Annotated in this window: 12 protein-coding genes; 6 read left to right on the top strand and 6 right to left on the bottom strand. The window is 70.8% G+C overall.

What is annotated here, in order from left to right:
• Positions 1-184 precede the first annotated feature (184 nt).
• From IE170_RS07350 to IE170_RS07360, 3 genes are all read left to right on the top strand, one after another.
• Positions 185-1,711, top strand: a complete 1,527-nt coding sequence (locus IE170_RS07350; RefSeq protein ID WP_189808453.1) for a nucleobase:cation symporter-2 family protein — start codon at positions 185-187, stop codon at positions 1,709-1,711.
• 84 nt (positions 1,712-1,795) lie between these two features.
• Positions 1,796-2,542, top strand: coding sequence for a DNA repair protein RecO (recO, locus tag IE170_RS07355; protein ID WP_189808454.1), 747 nt, complete (start codon positions 1,796-1,798; stop codon positions 2,540-2,542).
• Between the two features lie 11 nt (positions 2,543-2,553).
• On the top strand, positions 2,554-3,381 hold the full coding sequence (locus IE170_RS07360; protein WP_189808455.1) for an isoprenyl transferase: 828 nt from the start codon (positions 2,554-2,556) through the stop codon (positions 3,379-3,381).
• Positions 3,382-3,501: 120 nt separating this feature from the next.
• Here the strand turns inward: IE170_RS07360 and IE170_RS07365 are convergent, their stop codons facing one another.
• From IE170_RS07365 to IE170_RS07380, 4 genes are read right to left on the bottom strand one after another with little or no spacing between them, the layout of a single operon-like run.
• Positions 3,502-3,936 carry a Fur family transcriptional regulator gene (locus IE170_RS07365; protein ID WP_189808456.1) on the bottom strand — a complete coding sequence of 145 codons (435 nt, stop codon included), beginning with the start codon at positions 3,934-3,936 and terminating at the stop codon, positions 3,502-3,504.
• Positions 3,937-3,988: 52 nt separating this feature from the next.
• Entirely contained in the window at positions 3,989-4,855 is an 867-nt protein-coding gene (locus IE170_RS07370) for a metal ABC transporter permease (protein ID WP_189808457.1), read from the bottom strand.
• The gene (locus IE170_RS07375) at positions 4,855-5,646 is read right to left on the bottom strand and encodes a metal ABC transporter ATP-binding protein (protein ID WP_189808458.1); all 792 of its coding nucleotides are present in this window, start codon (positions 5,644-5,646) and stop codon (positions 4,855-4,857) included. The genes IE170_RS07370 and IE170_RS07375 overlap by 1 nt, the downstream gene beginning before the upstream one ends.
• Before the next feature lie 23 nt (positions 5,647-5,669).
• Positions 5,670-6,686 carry a metal ABC transporter substrate-binding protein gene (locus IE170_RS07380; RefSeq protein ID WP_189808459.1) on the bottom strand — a complete coding sequence of 339 codons (1,017 nt, stop codon included), beginning with the start codon at positions 6,684-6,686 and terminating at the stop codon, positions 5,670-5,672.
• Positions 6,687-6,840: 154 nt separating this feature from the next.
• On the opposite strand from IE170_RS07380, the gene IE170_RS07385 reads away from it, so the two are divergent.
• Entirely contained in the window at positions 6,841-8,223 is a 1,383-nt protein-coding gene (locus IE170_RS07385) for a glycine--tRNA ligase (protein WP_125543092.1), read from the top strand.
• A gap of 94 nt (positions 8,224-8,317) precedes the next feature.
• On the opposite strand, the gene IE170_RS07390 is transcribed toward IE170_RS07385, so the two are convergent.
• On the bottom strand, positions 8,318-8,911 hold the full coding sequence (locus IE170_RS07390; RefSeq protein WP_189808460.1) for a TetR/AcrR family transcriptional regulator: 594 nt from the start codon (positions 8,909-8,911) through the stop codon (positions 8,318-8,320).
• Between the two features lie 21 nt (positions 8,912-8,932).
• Complete coding sequence (locus IE170_RS07395; protein ID WP_229884632.1) at positions 8,933-9,877, bottom strand: aldo/keto reductase; 945 nt, start codon at positions 9,875-9,877, stop codon at positions 8,933-8,935.
• Positions 9,878-10,134: 257 nt separating this feature from the next.
• Here IE170_RS07395 and dusB point away from each other — a divergent pair, with 257 nt between their 5' ends.
• Together dusB and ppdK are read left to right on the top strand one after the other, a co-directional pair.
• Positions 10,135-11,277, top strand: coding sequence for a tRNA dihydrouridine synthase DusB (gene dusB / locus IE170_RS07400; RefSeq protein WP_189808461.1), 1,143 nt, complete (start codon positions 10,135-10,137; stop codon positions 11,275-11,277).
• A gap of 376 nt (positions 11,278-11,653) precedes the next feature.
• Complete coding sequence (gene ppdK, locus IE170_RS07405; RefSeq protein ID WP_189808462.1) at positions 11,654-14,362, top strand: pyruvate, phosphate dikinase; 2,709 nt, start codon at positions 11,654-11,656, stop codon at positions 14,360-14,362.
• Positions 14,363-14,682 lie beyond the last annotated feature (320 nt).

Consider the following 14,682-nt stretch of genomic DNA (forward strand, 5'->3'; position numbering starts at 1 on the left):
TGACCCCTTCCACAGGCGTTCAATTCCGGACACACGACGAACGCCGCCGGAGCGCGACCCGGCGGGGCTTCGGCCACGTGAACGAACGCACCTGACAACCCCGGCGGACCAACGGGACAGCGGCCCACTCCGCCCGGGGACAACCAGACCCTCCCCGTTCACCACCTTCTGAAGGGCAAGCCCGATGGCACGTGTCGCCGCCCGGCTCTCCGCCGACGGAGAGCAGAGCACCCACCCGGTCGACGAGGTGCTCCCCGTCCCCAAGCTCGCGCTGTACGGCTTCCAGCACGTGCTCGCCTTCTACGCCGGCGCAGTGATCGTCCCGATCATCGTCGGAGGCGCGCTCGGGCTGACCCCCGAACAACTCGTCTACCTGATCAACGCCGACCTCTTCACCTGCGGCATCGCCTCCATCATCCAGGCGTGGGGCATCGGCCGGATCGGCGCGCGCCTGCCGCTGATCCAGGGCGTCACCTTCACCGCCGTCTCCCCGATGATCGCGATAGGCCTCGGCGCAGGCGGCGGCACCGCCGCCCTCCTGGTCGTCTACGGCGCCGTCATCACCGCGGGCCTCGCCACGTTCGCGTTCGCCTGGCTGCCGGCCCGGGCGTTCCGCGCGGTCATGCGGCTCTTCCCGCCGGTCGTCACCGGCACCGTGATCACCGTGCTGGGCATCGTGCTGCTGCCGGTCGGCCTCAACGACGCCGCGGGCGGCCTCGGCAGCCCCGACTTCGGCGACCCGAAGCACTTCGCGTACGCCGGCGGCACCATGCTCTTCATCCTGCTGCTGATGAGGCTCGGCCGGCCCTTCCTCTCCTCGATCGCCATCCTGCTCGGCCTGGTGGGCGGGACGGCCGTCGCCTTCCTGCTCGGCGACGCCCGGTTCGACAGCGTCTCGAAGGCCGACTGGATCGGCGTGACGACGCCCTTCCACTTCGGTGCGCCGAAGTTCGAGTGGTTCCCGATCGTGCTGATGCTCATCGTCATGCTGATCACCATGGTCGAGACGACCGGTGACACGTACGCGGTCGGCGACATCGTCGGCAAGGACGTCGACAGCGAGACAGTGGCCCGCGCCCTGCGCGCCGACGGCGCCGCGACCGCGCTCGGCGGCGTCCTCAACTCCTTCCCGTACGTCGCGTTCGCCGAGAACGTCGGGCTCGTGCGGATGACGAAGGTCAAGAGCCGCTTCGTGGTCGTCGCAGCCGGCGTCTTCATGATCATCCTGGGTCTGCTGCCGAAGGCCGCCGCCGTCGTGGCCTCCGTGCCGCACGGCGTCCTCGGCGGCGCCGCGACCGTCATGTTCGCGATGGTCGCCCTCGCCGGCATCCAGACCCTCGCCAAGGTCGACCTGAAGGAGGAGAAGAACGCACTGGTCGTGGGCGTCTCCCTGGCCTTCGCGCTGCTGCCGGCCACCGTCCCGGTGCTGTTCAAAGAGCACATGGACGCCGACCTGTCCTCCCTCCTGAACAGCGGCGTGACGCTCGGCGCGACGGCCGCGATCGTGCTGAACGCGGTCTTCAACGGCCTCGGCAAGGACGGCGCGCACGCCGCCGGGGCTGTGACCGCGGTGCCCGCCCCGGCCGCGGCCCCGGCCGCCGCCCCGGTGCCCGTCCCGGCCCCCGCAGCCGCTCCCGGGGCCGGCCGGGACTCCGAGCCCGACCCGGAACCCGACGCCGACCCCGACGCCGAGCCGGCCCCCGCCCCCTGACCCAGGGCCGCAGCGGCCCCCAGCCCCCGGACCGGCTCCGGGGCGGGGGGCCGCTGCCGCACCCGTACAGGCGACAATGGGCGCATGAGTCTGTTCCGCGACGACGGCATCGTGCTGCGCACCCAGAAGCTCGGCGAGGCGGACCGCATCATCACGCTGCTGACCCGCGGCCACGGACGGGTGCGGGCCGTCGCCCGCGGTGTACGCCGCACCAAGTCGAAGTTCGGCGCCGGGCTGGAGCCCTTCTCCCACGCCGACGTCCAGTTCTTCGCCCGCGGCAGCGATCTCGTGGGCCGCAGCCTGCCGCTCTGCACGCAGACCGAGATCATCTCCCCGTACGGCAACGGCATCGTCACCGACTACGCCCGCTACACCGCCGGCACCGCGATGCTGGAGACCGCCGAGCGGTTCACCGAGAACGAGGGCGAGCCCGCCGTCCAGCAGTACCTGCTGCTCATCGGCGCCCTGCGAACCCTCTCCCGCGGCGAGCACGAGCCGAACCTCATCCTCGACGCCTTCCTGCTGCGCTCCCTCGCCGTGAACGGCTACGCGCCCAGCTTCGAGGACTGCGCGAAGTGCGGCATCCACGGCCCGAACCGGCACTTCTCCGTGGCCGCCGGCGGAGTCGTCTGCGGCGACTGCCGGGTCGGCGGCAGCGTCGTACCCTCATCGGAGGCCATCGCCCTGCTCAGTGCACTGCTGACGGGCGACTGGGGGTACGCCGACGCGTGCGAGGCACGCCACGTGCGGGAGGGCAGCGGGCTCGTCTCGGCCTATTTGCACTGGCATCTGGAGCGCGGGCTACGCTCGCTGCGTTACGTCGAGAAATAGGAGCTGGGCACATGGCACGACGCGGGATTCTGGGACGCTCTCGCCGCGAGTACAAGGTTCCGGAGCCGCACCCGTCCGGTGCGCGCCCGCCGAAGATCCCCGGCGAGCTGGTCCCCAACCACGTCGCGATCGTCATGGACGGCAACGGCCGCTGGGCCAAGGAGCGCGGGCTGCCCCGCACCGAAGGCCACAAGGTCGGCGAGGGCGTCGTCCTCGACGTCCTCAAGGGCTGCATCGAGATGGGCGTCAAGAACCTCTCGCTGTACGCCTTCTCGACGGAGAACTGGAAGCGCTCCCCGGACGAGGTCCGCTTCCTGATGAACTTCAACCGCGACGTCATCCGCCGCCGCCGCGACGAGATGGACGAGCTGGGCATCCGCATCCGCTGGGTCGGCCGCATGCCGAAGATGTGGAAGTCCGTCGTCCAAGAGCTCCAGGTGGCCCAGGAGCAGACCGTCGACAACGACAAGATGACGCTGTACTTCTGCGTCAACTACGGCGGCCGCGCGGAGATCGCCGACGCTGCGCAGGCCATAGCGCGGGACGTGGCCGCGGGGAAGCTGGACCCGTCGAAGGTCAACGAGAAGACCTTCGCGAAGTACATCTACTACCCGGACATGCCGGACGTCGACCTGTTCCTGCGCCCCAGCGGCGAGCAGCGCACCTCGAACTACCTGCTCTGGCAGAGCGCGTACGCCGAGATGGTCTTCCAGGACGTGCTGTGGCCGGACTTCGACCGCCGCAACCTGTGGCAGGCCTGCCTGGAGTACGCCCAGCGCGACCGCCGCTTCGGCGGGGCCGTCCCGAACCAGGTGGAGCCGGGCGGCGCCGCCGGCTGACGGGCCGCGCACACGGCGGAGGGCCCGCGCCCGGGTTTCCCGGGGCGGGCCCTCCGCCGTGTGCCGTGAAGTCGTCCTGATCGCTTCGGTCCGCGGCCGGAATGCGGCCCGGGCCTGCGCTCAGGAGGCGGCCGCGGCCGCGCAGTCGGCGCAGGTGCCGAAGACCTCGACGGTGTGGGCGACGTTCACGAAGCCGTGCTCGGCCGCGATCGACTCGGCCCACTTCTCGACGGCCGGGCCCTCCACCTCGACGGCCTTGCCGCAGCCGCGGCACACCAGGTGGTGGTGGTGGTCCCCGGTGGAGCAGCGCCGGTAGACGGACTCGCCGTCGCTGGTGCGCAGCACGTCGACCTCGCCGGCGTCCGCCAGGGACTGGAGGGTGCGGTAGACGGTGGTCAGGCCCACGGAGTCGCCGCGGTGCCGGAGCATGTCGTGCAGCTCCTGGGCGCTGCGGAACTCGTCCACCTCGTCCAGCGCGGCCGCCACCGCTGCCCGCTGCCGGGTGGATCGCCCTCGTACTGGCGCGGTATTCGTCTCGCCAGGCGCAGTCGCCACCGGTTCCTCCTCGTATCGGCCTCGGCCCAATTGTGCCAGGCGGCCGCCGTTCCTAGACCTTCACGTCGTCGCGCGTACAGACCTCTTCCGCGGCGCGGGCCGCCTCGGCCCGGCGGCGGGCCAGCGGCGCCGACAGCGCCGTGAGGACCGTGAAGACGGCGATGGCCAGGAGCACGATGGTGGCGCCGGAGGGGGCGTCGATGTAGTACGTGGCCACGGTCCCGGAGAGCGAGACGAGGACGCCGATGCCCATCGCGACCGCCAGGGTGGCGGCGAACCCGCGGGTGACGCGCTGGGCCGCGGCGACGGGGATCACCATCATGGCGCTGACGAGCAGCAGGCCGACGATGCGCATGGCGACGGTCACCGTGACGGCCGCGGTGACCGCGAGCAGCAGGTTGAGCAGGCGCACGGGCAGGCCGGTGACCCGTGCGAACTCCTCGTCCTGGCATACGGCGAACAGCTGCCGCCGCAGGCCCAGCGTCACGGCGAGCACGAACGCGGCGAGGACGACGACGGCGGTGATGTCCTCGGCCGACACGGTGGTGATCGAGCCGAACAGGTAGCTGGTCAGGTTGCTGGTGGAGCCGCCCGGCGCCAGGTTGATGATCATGACGCCGCCGGCCAGGCCGCCGTAGAAGAGCATCGCCAGGGCGATGTCGCCGCTGGTCCGGCCGCGCGAGCGGATGAGCTCCATGCCGACCGCGCCGAGGACCGCGACCAGGGTCGCGAGCCAGACCGGGCTGGCGTTCAGCAGGAAGCCGAGCGCGACGCCCGTCAGTGCCACGTGGCCGATGCCGTCGCCCATGACCGCCTGGCGGCGCTGGACGAGGTACGTGCCGATGGCGGGGGCGGTCAGGCCCACCAGGACGGCGGCGAGCAGGGCCCGCTGCATGAAGGCGTAGTTCAGGAGGTCCATCAGCTCAGCAGTCCGGTCCGCAGGGGTTCGGCGTCGTGCGCCGCGTGGGGGTGTACGTGGTCGTGGCCGGGCAGGGCGTGCTGGCCCACGGCCTCCGGGGGCGCGCCGTCGTGGACGACGCAGCCGTCGCGCAGGACGACCGCGCGGTCGATCAGCGGCTCCAGCGGGCCGAGCTCGTGCAGGACGAGCAGGACGGTCGCGCCGGCGGCGACCTGCTCGCGGACGGCGTTCGCGAGGACCTCCTGGTTGGCGAGGTCCACGCCGGCCATCGGCTCGTCCATGATCAGCAGCTCGGGCTCGGCGGCCAGGGCGCGGGCGATCAGGACGCGCTGGTGCTGGCCGCCGGAGAGGGCGCCCACGGACGCGTCGGCGTACCCCTCCATGTCGACCAGGGCCAGGGCGCGCCCGACCGCGGCCTTGTCGGCCTTGCGCAGGACGCCGAAGCGGGTGCGGGCGAGCCGGCCCGCGGAGACGACCTCGCGCACCGTCGCCGGGACGCCGCTCGCCGCGGTGGTGCGCTGGGGCACGTACCCGATGCGCGACCAGTCGCGGAAGCGCCGGAAGGGCGTGCCGAACAGCGACAGCTCGCCGCCCGACAGGGGGACCTGGCCGACGACGGCGCGCACGGCCGTCGACTTCCCGGAGCCGTTGGCGCCGAGCAGGGCGACGACCTCGCCGCGGCGCACCGCCAGGTCGACGCCGCGCAGGACGGGGCGCGAGCCGAGCGAGGCGACTGCGCCGCGCAGGGAGATGACCGGCTGCTCGGCCGGCTCCGCGGGCTTGGACTCCATGGGGGGCGCCTCCGTCGACGTCATCACTTGGCCCCGAGGGCCTTCTGGAGGTTCTTCAGGTTGGACCGCATGACCTCGAAGTAGTCAGCGCCCTGGGACTTGTCGGTGATTCCCTCGAGCGGGTCGAGGACGTCGGTCTTCAGGCCGGAGTCGGCGGCGAGGGACTTGGCGGTCTTGTCGCTGGCGAGGGTCTCGAAGAACACCGTGGTGACGTTCTCCTTCTTCGCGCGCTCCTGGAGTTCCTTCATCCGGGCCGGGCTGGGCTCGGACTCGGGGTCGACGCCGGAGATGCCCTCCTGGTCGAGGCCGTAGCGCTCGGCGAGGTAGCCGAAGGCGGCGTGGGTGGTGATGAAGGTCCGGGTGGCGGTGTTCTTCAGGCCGTCCTTGAACTCCGTGTCGAGGGCCGTCAGTTTGCCGACCAGCTCGTCGGTGTTCTTGCGGTAGTCGGCCGCGTGGCCGGGGTCCGCCTTCTCCAGTGCCGCGCCGACGCCCTTGGCGATCTCGGCGTACTTGGACGGGTCGAGCCAGACGTGCGGGTCGCCGCCGGCCTCGCCGTGGCTGTGGCCGTCGCCCTCGGAGTGGCCGGCTTCCTCGGAGTGGCCCGCCTCCTCGGAGTGGCCCGCCTCCTCGCCGTGCGCGCCCTCGTGGTCGTGGCCGCCGGGGCCGTGGGCGTCGAGCTTGGTGAGGGTCGCGGCGTCGACGGTGTTCTTCACGCCGGCCTGGGCGACGGCCTCGTCGACGGCGGGCTGGAGGCCCTTGAGGTAGAGGACGACGTCCGACTCCCCGAGCTGCGCGGTCTGCTTGGGGGTGATCTCCAGGTCGTGCGGCTCGACGCCCGGCTTGGTGAGGGAGGCGACCTGGACGCGGTCCCCGCCTATCTGCTCGGCGAGGAACTGCATGGGGTAGAACGACGCCGTCACGGCGAGCCGGCCGTCCGCGGCGCCGGCGGAGGGGGTGCCGGAGCAGGCGGTCAGGGCCGGGGCGGCGAGCGCGAGGGCCCCGGCGAGGGCGGCGGTGGGTATGAGGCGGCGTACGTTCATGACATCCATTTTCATCAAATATGGAAACCGTTGTCAAAAAGCCCAGGCCGCGGCCCCGCGGGGGCACCATGGAAGGGGAACCGATTTGATGGAGGGGGTGCGGGCGCCGGTAACCTGAGGCATTCGCGTTCGTCCTCGTAATGAAGAGAGCACCGTGGCCGCCGACAAGATCGAAACCATCGTCAGCCTGAGCAAGCGCCGTGGCTTCGTTTACCCGTGCAGTGAGATCTACGGCGGCTCCCGGGCTGCCTGGGACTACGGTCCGCTGGGTGTCGAGCTCAAGGAGAACATCAAGCGCCAGTGGTGGAAGGCGATGGTGACCGGGCGTGAGGACATCGTCGGCCTCGACTCGTCCGTGATCCTGGCTCCCGAGGTCTGGGTGGCCTCGGGCCACGTCGCGACGTTCTCCGACCCGCTCACCGAGTGCACCGCCTGCCACAAGCGCCACCGCGCCGACCACCTGGAGGAGGCGTACGAGGCCAAGCACGGCCGCCTCCCGGAGAACGGCCTGGCCGACGTGAACTGCCCCCACTGCGGCGTGAAGGGCCAGTTCACCGAGCCGAAGCAGTTCTCCGGCATGCTGGAGACCCACCTCGGCCCGACCCAGGACACCGGCTCCAAGGCGTACCTGCGCCCCGAGACCGCCCAGGGCATCTTCACCAACTTCGCCCTGGTGCAGACCTCCTCGCGCAAGAAGCCGCCCTTCGGCATCGCGCAGATGGGCAAGTCGTTCCGCAACGAGATCACGCCCGGCAACTTCATCTTCCGCACCCGCGAGTTCGAGCAGATGGAGATGGAGTTCTTCGTCAAGCCGGGCGAGGACGAGCAGTGGCAGGAGTACTGGATGCAGGAGCGGTGGAACTGGTACCGCGGCCTCGGCATCCGCGAGGAGAACATCCGCTGGTACGAGCACCCGAAGGAGAAGCTGTCCCACTACTCGAAGCGCACCGCCGACATCGAGTACCGCTTCAACTTCGGCGGCAGCGAGTTCTCCGAGCTGGAGGGCATCGCCAACCGCACGGACTACGACCTCAAGGCCCACTCCGCCGCCTCCGGCCAGGACCTCACCTTCTTCGACCAGGAGGCCGGTGAGCGCTACACCCCGTACGTCATCGAGCCCGCGGCCGGCGTGAACCGCGCCATGCTCGCCTTCATGCTCGACGCGTACAACGAGGACGAGGCCCCGAACGCCAAGGGCGTCATGGAGAAGCGCACCGTGATGCGCCTCGACCCGCGCCTGGCCCCGGTCAAGGTCGCCGTCCTGCCGCTGTCCCGCAACGCGCAGCTGTCGCCGAAGGCCAAGGGCCTCGCCGCCGACCTGCGCAAGAACTGGAACATCGAGTTCGACGACGCGGGCGCCATCGGCCGCCGCTACCGCCGCCAGGACGAGATCGGCACGCCGTTCTGCGTCACCGTCGACTTCGACACCCTCGACGACAACGCGGTGACCGTCCGCGAGCGCGACACCATGAAGCAGGAGCGCGTCTCCCTGGACCAGATCCAGACGTACCTGGCCACCCGCCTCCTGGGCTGCTAGGTCCTGCCGGTACGACGACGGCCCGGTGCGCCCAGCGCACCGGGCCGCTGCCGTTCCCGCCCGGCGGAGCCGGCGCCTGTGTCGGGGGGCTGCGTCAGGCGCGCAGGCCGCGGATCACCAGGGACGTGACCGCCTCGAACTCGCGCGTGATCGTCGGGGAGGTCCACTCGGCCGCGTACTGCGGGTCGTGGAAGCGGCCGGTGGCGTCGAACACGGCGCGGGCCGCGGCCGGCACGTCCGGCACGTCGAGCGAGCCCGCCTCCACTCCCTCGGCGATGATCCGCCCCAACTGCTCGACCAGCTCGGCCAGGTGCGACTCCACCACCCCGCTGTTCTCGGCGAGCAGCACCGTGTACGTCGCGAACAGCTCCGGATCGTCGCCCGCCTTGTGGCGCTTGGCGTCGAACAGCGCCTCCAGCCAGGCTTCCAGCTTGGAGGGAGCACTCCCCGCACCGTCCGAGGCGATCTCCTCCAGGCGCCCGACCGTCTTGCCGAGCCAGCGCTGGGTCACGGCCTCGCGCAGCGCGGCCTTGGACGGGAAGTGCCGGTACACGCTGCCGTGGCTGACGCCCAGGGCCCGCGCCACGTCGACCACGGTCGCCTTGGCCGGGCCGTAGCGGCGCAGCACCTCCTCGGTGGTCTCCAGGATGCGCTCGGGGGTCAGGGGCTCGGCGGCAGCGGGTGACATGGGTACGACCGTACCGCCGACTCAGTGCTCGCTGTCCAGGTGGGCCATCTGCGCGGCCGGATAGCGCTCGCCCGCGGCGGCTCCCGCCGGTATCGCCTCCTCGATCGCCGCGATGTCGGCCGCCGACAGCTCGACCTCCATGGCACCCAGTGCCTCGGTCAGCCGGTCGCGGCGGCGGGCCCCCACCAGCGGCACGATGTCCTCGCCGCGGGAGAGCACCCAGGCGATGGCGGTCTGGGCCACGCTGACGCCCTTGCCGTCGGCCACCTTGCGCAGGGCCTCGACGAGGTCCAGGTTGCGGTCGAGGTTCTCGCCCTGGAAGCGGGGGCTCATCCCGCGGAAGTCGCCCGGGGCCAGCTCACGGTCGCGCGTGAAGTGCCCGCTGATCAGGCCGCGGGAGAGGACCCCGTACGCCGTGACGCCCATGCCGAGTTCCCGGGCGGTCGGCAGGATCTCCCGCTCGATCCCGCGGGACATCAGCGAGTACTCGATCTGCAGGTCCGCGACGGGTGCCACGGCCGCGGCCCGGCGCAGGGTGTCCGCCCCGACCTCCGACAGGCCGATGTGCCGCACGTGTCCCGCGTCGACGGCCTCGGCGATCGCGCCGACCGTTTCCTCGATCGGCACCGCCGGGTCGACACGGGCGATCCGGTAGATGTCGATGTGGTCCCGGCCCAACCGCTGCAACGAGTAGGCGAGGAAGTTCCGCACGGCCTCGGGGCGGCCGTCGTACCCGGTGAAGCCGCCTTCGACCGTCCGCAGCGCGCCGAACTTCACGCTGGTCAGGGCCCGCTCCCGCGCGGCCGCGGGGGCGGTGCGCAGGGCTTCGGCGATCAGCAGCTCGTTGTGGCCCATGCCGTAGAAGTCGCCCGTGTCCAGCAGGGTCACCCCGGCGTCGAGCGCGGCGTGGATCGTCGCCACCGACTCGCCGCGGTCGGCCTCCCCGTACAGCGCGGACATCCCCATGCAGCCCAGCCCCAGCGGGAAGACGGCGGGCCCGGTCGAGCCGAGGGACCGCACGGGCCGGCCGGAGGCGTCGGCCGAGGCAGCCGCGGCAACCGCCGCCGTGTTCACCGCGCTCGTCGCGGTCCCAGCGCTCGTCGTGGTCGTGGAAGTGCTCTGGTTCGTCGTCATGCATACGAAGATGACATGACGGGTGACAGATTTCAATATCTGTCACCCGTATCGGCGACGTGCGGGCCGGCTGGGCGACAATGGGGGGCATGACCACGCTCCCCCCGCCCCTCGCGATCGGCCCGCACACCGTGCAGCCCCCCGTGGTGCTCGCACCCATGGCCGGCATCACCAACGCCCCGTTCCGCACGCTCTGCCGCGACTTCAGCGGCGGCAAGGGGCTGTTCGTCAGCGAGATGATCACCACGCGGGCGCTGGTCGAGCGCAACGACAAGACCATGCAGCTGATCCGCTTCGACGAGTCCGAGAAGCCCCGCTCGATCCAGCTGTACGGGGTCGACCCCGCCACGGTCGGCAAGGCGGTCCGAATGATCGTCGAAGAGGACCGCGCCGACCACATCGACCTGAACTTCGGCTGCCCCGTCCCCAAGATCACCCGCAAGGGCGGCGGCTCCGCCCTCCCCTACAAGCGGAACCTGCTGCGCGCCATCCTGCGCGAGGCGGTCGCCGGCGCCGGTGACACGCCGGTCACCATGAAGATGCGCAAGGGCATCGACGACGACCACCTCACCTACCTGGACGCCGGCCGCATCGCCGTGGAGGAGGGCGTCACCGCCATCGCCCTGCACGGCCGCACCACCGCCCAGCACTACGGCGGCACCGCCGACTGGGAGGCCATCGCGCGGCTGAAGGAGCACGTCCCGGAGATCCCCGTCCTCGGCAACGGCGACATCTGGTGCGCCGAGGACGCGCTGCGCATGGTGCGCGAGACCGGCTGCGACGGCGTGGTCGTCGGGCGCGGCTGCCTGGGCCGCCCGTGGCTGTTCAACGACCTCGTCGCGGCCTTCGAGGGGCGCCCCGAGGACTACCACCGGCCCGCGCTGCGCGAGGTCGCGGCGACCATGGTCCGGCACGCCCGGCTGCTGGGGGAGTGGATCGGCGACGAGTCCCGCGGGGTGATCGACTTCCGTAAGCACGTGGCCTGGTACCTGAAGGGCTTCTCGGTCGGGTCCGAGATGCGCAAGAAGCTCGCCGTCGCCTCGTCCCTGGCGGAACTCGACGCTCATCTGAGCGAGCTCGACCTGGACCAGCCGTGGCCGGAGGGTGCGGACGGCCCGCGGGGCCGCACGTCCGGAAACAACCGGGTTGTCCTCCCCGACGGCTGGTTGAAGGACCCGTACGACTGCGCCGGTGTGACCGAGGACGCCGAACTGGACACGTCCGGAGGGTGAGAACCAGCTGACAAACTATGCCGTCGGCGGCGTGACATACGCCACGCATGGGTGGGGTTGCGCTCACATGAGCGCAAAAATCACGGCTAAGACTTCCAAAGGGTGGCACTGGGTGCCACCCTTTGTTTGTTCAACTCTTGAACGCAAATGTATCGATGATCGCTCATCCGAGCGCAAACAGGCCTCGGTGGGGCCCCTCCCCTTCGGGAGGTGAACGCTCTTCGTATGTTCGGGCTACCCATCGGTTACTTTCGATCTGGTGGCGAGCGGGTGGTTACAGGCTCATGACGGCCAAGTGGACGTACCCAGAAGCCTTCGATCTGGGTATGTTCCTCGCCGTCAGGGCAGCCACCGAGTCCTCGAGGAGTCGAGACCCGTGTCGGAAAACAAGAACCAGAAGCTCGTCTACGACTTCACCGAGGGGAACCGCGACCTCAAGGACCTTCTCGGCGGCAAGGGAGCCAACCTCGCCGAGATGACCAACCTGGGTCTTCCGGTCCCTCCCGGCTTCACCATCACGACCGAGGCCTGCAAGGTCTACCTCGAGAGCGGCGCGGCCCCGGCCGAGCTCCGCGACGAGGTGAGCGCGCACCTGGCCGCCCTCGAGGCCAAGATGGGCAAGAAGCTCGGCCAGTCCGACGACCCGCTGCTGGTCTCCGTCCGCTCGGGCGCCAAGTTCTCCATGCCCGGCATGATGGACACGGTCCTCAACATCGGCCTCTCCGACGCCTCCGTCGTGGGCCTGGCCGCCCAGGCCGACAACGAGCGCTTCGCGTGGGACTCCTACCGCCGCCTCATCCAGATGTTCGGCAAGACCGTCCTCGGCGTCGACGGCGAGCTCTTCGAAGAGGCGCTCGACGCCGCCAAGGAGGCCAAGAAGGTCACCGTCGACACCGACCTCGACGCCGCCGACCTGAAGAAGCTCGTCAAGGTCTTCAAGAAGATCGTCGCGAAGGAGGCCGGCCGCGAGTTCCCGCAGGACGCCCGCGAGCAGCTCGACCTCGCCGTCGAGGCGGTCTTCAACTCCTGGAACACCGACCGCGCCAAGCTCTACCGCCGCCAGGAGCGCATCCCGGGCGACCTCGGCACCGCCGTCAACGTCTGCTCGATGGTCTTCGGCAACCTCGGCCCCGACTCCGGCACCGGCGTCGCCTTCACCCGCGACCCCGCCAGCGGCCACCAGGGCGTCTACGGCGACTACCTGCAGAACGCGCAGGGCGAGGACGTCGTCGCGGGCATCCGCAACACCGTCCCCCTCTCCGACCTGGAGCAGCTGGACAAGAAGTCCTACGACCAGCTGATGCAGATCATGGAGACGCTGGAGACCCACTACAAGGACCTCTGCGACATCGAGTTCACGATCGAGCGCGGCCAGCTGTGGATGCTCCAGACCCGTGTCGGCAAGCGCACCGCCGGCGCCGCCTTCCGCATCGCCACCCAGCTCGTCGACCAGGGCCTGATCGACGAGGCCGAGGCCCTCCAGCGCGTCAACGGCGCGCAGCTGGCCCAGCTGATGTTCCCGCGCTTCGACGAGAACGCGAAGACCGAGCTCCTCGGCCGCGGCATCGCCGCCTCCCCGGGCGCCGCGGTCGGCAAGGCCGTCTTCGACTCCTACACGGCCGTCAAGTGGTCCCGCTCCGGCGAGAAGGTCATCCTGATCCGCCGCGAGACCAACCCGGACGACCTCGACGGCATGATCGCCTCCGAGGGCATCCTCACCTCGCGCGGCGGCAAGACCTCCCACGCCGCCGTCGTCGCCCGCGGCATGGGCAAGACCTGCGTCTGCGGCGCCGAGGAGCTCGACGTCGACACCAAGCGCCGCCGCATGACGGTCGGCGACCAGGTCATCGAGGAGGGCGACGTCGTCTCCATCGACGGCTCCACCGGCAAGGTGTACCTCGGCGAGGTGCCCGTCGTGCCGTCGCCGGTCGTCGAGTACTTCGAGGGGCGCATGCACGCCGGCGCCGACGACGCCGACGAGCTCGTCCAGGCCGTCCACCGGATCATGGCCTACGCCGACCGCGTACGCCGCCTGCGCGTCCGCGCCAACGCCGACAACGCCGAGGACGCGCTGCGCGCCCGCCGCTTCGGCGCCCAGGGCATCGGCCTGTGCCGCACCGAGCACATGTTCCTCGGCGAGCGCCGCGAGATGGTCGAGCGCCTGATCCTCGCGGACACCGAGGGCGAGCGCGAGGCCGCCCTCGCCGAGCTCCTGCCGCTGCAGAAGAAGGACTTCATCGAGCTGTTCGAGGCGATGGACGGCCTGCCCGTCACCGTCCGCCTGCTCGACCCGCCGCTGCACGAGTTCCTGCCCGACATCACCGAGCTGTCGGTGCGCGTCGCCCTCGCCGAGGCCCGCAAGGACCACAACGAGAACGACCTGCGCCTGCTCCAGGCCGTCCACAAGCTGCACGAGCAGAACCCGATGCTGGGCCTGCGGGGCGTCCGCCTCGGCCTGGTCATCCCCGGCCTGTTCGCCATGCAGGTACGGGCGATCGCCGAGGCCGCGGCCGTGCGCAAGGACGCCAAGGGCGACCCGCGCGCCGAGATCATGATCCCGCTCGTCGGCACCGTCCAGGAGCTGGAGATCGTCCGCGAGGAGGCCGACGCGATCATCGCCGAGGTCGAGGCCGCCACCGGCACCAGCCTCAAGCTCACCATCGGCACGATGATCGAGCTGCCCCGCGCCGCGCTGACCGCCGCCCAGATCGCCGAAGCCGCGCAGTTCTTCTCCTTCGGCACGAACGACCTGACCCAGACCGTGTGGGGCTTCTCCCGCGACGACGTCGAGGCCAGCTTCTTCACGGCGTACCTGGAGAAGGGCATCTTCGGTGTCTCGCCCTTCGAGACCATCGACAAGGACGGCGTCGGCTCGCTGGTCCGCAGCGCCGTCGAGGCCGGCCGGGCCACCCGCCCCGACCTGAAGCTCGGTGTCTGCGGCGAACACGGCGGCGACCCGGAGTCGGTCCACTTCTTCCACGAGGTCGGCCTGGACTACGTCTCCTGCTCGCCGTTCCGGATTCCGGTGGCGCGCCTGGAGGCAGGCCGCGCGGCCGCCGAGTCCGCGGGCAGCGACAGCCGCTGACCCGCCCGGCCCCCCAAGGGCCGCCTGAAGACCGTCCGCCTGCCCCCGGGTTCCCTGACCCCCGAGGGCAGGCGGGCAATTCTTTTGGCGTTCAACAAATCCTTACGCCAGCAGGCGGTGGACGGATCCCCACCCGTCCACCGCCTGCCGGCAATCCGCCAGGCACGTCGGCGCTTCCCGGTGCGACCGACCGCCAGGCCCCGCAAAGCCCCCCACGGCCTTCACGGAGCGTTTCGGTCGCGCCGGAGTGTGCCTGGCGGAGTACAGCATTTCGGTTGTCACGCCCTCGCCGAAAGGGGTTTCAACTGTGGCCGAAAGGG

Source organism: Streptomyces toxytricini (assembly GCF_014649915.1).
Lineage (GTDB): Bacteria > Actinomycetota > Actinomycetes > Streptomycetales > Streptomycetaceae > Streptomyces > Streptomyces toxytricini.

What these genes read in the sequence shown, in the direction of transcription:
- IE170_RS07350 (WP_189808453.1), top strand. Translation starts at nt 185, where the DNA reads ATGGCACGTGTCGCCGCCCGGCTCTCCGCCGACGGAGAGCAGAGCACC.
- recO (WP_189808454.1), top strand. Translation starts at nt 1,796, where the DNA reads ATGAGTCTGTTCCGCGACGACGGCATCGTGCTGCGCACCCAGAAGCTC.
- IE170_RS07360 (WP_189808455.1), top strand. Translation starts at nt 2,554, where the DNA reads ATGGCACGACGCGGGATTCTGGGACGCTCTCGCCGCGAGTACAAGGTT.
- IE170_RS07370 (WP_189808457.1), bottom strand. Translation starts at nt 4,855, where the DNA reads ATGGACCTCCTGAACTACGCCTTCATGCAGCGGGCCCTGCTCGCCGCC.
- IE170_RS07375 (WP_189808458.1), bottom strand. Translation starts at nt 5,646, where the DNA reads ATGGAGTCCAAGCCCGCGGAGCCGGCCGAGCAGCCGGTCATCTCCCTG.
- IE170_RS07380 (WP_189808459.1), bottom strand. Translation starts at nt 6,686, where the DNA reads ATGAACGTACGCCGCCTCATACCCACCGCCGCCCTCGCCGGGGCCCTC.
- IE170_RS07390 (WP_189808460.1), bottom strand. Translation starts at nt 8,911, where the DNA reads ATGTCACCCGCTGCCGCCGAGCCCCTGACCCCCGAGCGCATCCTGGAG.
- IE170_RS07395 (WP_229884632.1), bottom strand. Translation starts at nt 9,877, where the DNA reads ATGGGGATGTCCGCGCTGTACGGGGAGGCCGACCGCGGCGAGTCGGTG.
- dusB (WP_189808461.1), top strand. Translation starts at nt 10,135, where the DNA reads ATGACCACGCTCCCCCCGCCCCTCGCGATCGGCCCGCACACCGTGCAG.